Origin of the sequence: Haloarcula sp. JP-Z28 (assembly GCF_011440255.1) — an archaeon.
Lineage (GTDB): Archaea > Halobacteriota > Halobacteria > Halobacteriales > Haloarculaceae > Haloarcula > Haloarcula marismortui.
In genome coordinates this window covers 1-839 of record NZ_JAAOHT010000171.1, presented here as the reverse complement: position 1 = coordinate 839, position 839 = coordinate 1, and the positions used below count along the sequence as shown (strand labels likewise).

Genomic DNA, 839 nt, shown 5'->3' with positions numbered 1-839 from the left:
CACAGCGGTGGGGTTGCCTCCCGTACCCATCCCGAACACGGAAGATAAGCCCACCAGCGTTCCGGGGAGTACTGGAGTGCGCGAGCCTCTGGGAAACGCGGTTCGCCGCCACCATTCATACCTATCAAGCCCACTCAGGAGAGGCATCTCTCCCCGGTGGGCCTTTCGTATTTATACAGCTGACCCACTCAATGAACAGATAGTTCTCGCACTCCGTGAGTCGTCTGTGACACGCTGGTAATCATCCAACTATCAGTGACTGAAACGGTCATGCGAAAATATCTGTCAGTGTAGTTTTAGCTTGCGGTAATCGTGTGGTTGGACAGTATCACTCTGGAAGGGCTTCAGGATCTCCGTGAGCGAACAGGACGCACCCGCTGACCAGTCTCTCCAGACGAACCGGATGGGTGATCGGCTACTGGAACTCACACCGCTGGCCACTGACGAGATTCAGGACGGACTGGAGAGTTACTCGGTTTTACGGAGTTGGTCATTGACCTCATAGAGCCATCCACAGTCAAGAAGTCGGTCAACCACGTATACTGCATCAGCGTGCTCTTCAATATGTTCGGACTCAGCCAGAAGGAACTCATGGGCTTCAGTCTTAGAGAGTTCGTCAGTACCTGAGGTGTACGCTCTCTCAAGCGTCTGATAGGAATTTTGAACCCAGTCTGGGAGCGGGGGTTGGCCTGTGCGTTTCATAACCCTAGTCAGAGGGTGTCATAGAACAGTTACCACACCAAAGAGCAGGGTGAATGCTGAGGTGGTATGGACTCAGCGACCCTGCAGAATGAGCCTTCGGTAGAGTCGTTCTTCAATGTCGCGGAGACCGAGACGTT

Annotated in this window: 1 protein-coding gene and 1 rRNA gene; both read left to right on the top strand. The window is 53.6% G+C overall.

What is annotated here, in order from left to right; translation table 11 throughout:
* Positions 1-114, top strand: a 5S ribosomal RNA gene (rrf, locus tag G9463_RS23780); the annotation flags it as partial.
* Positions 115-355: 241 nt separating this feature from the next.
* Complete coding sequence (locus tag G9463_RS23775; protein WP_165898007.1) at positions 356-505, top strand: hypothetical protein; 150 nt, start codon at positions 356-358, stop codon at positions 503-505.
* The last annotated feature ends 334 nt before the right edge of the window (positions 506-839 follow it).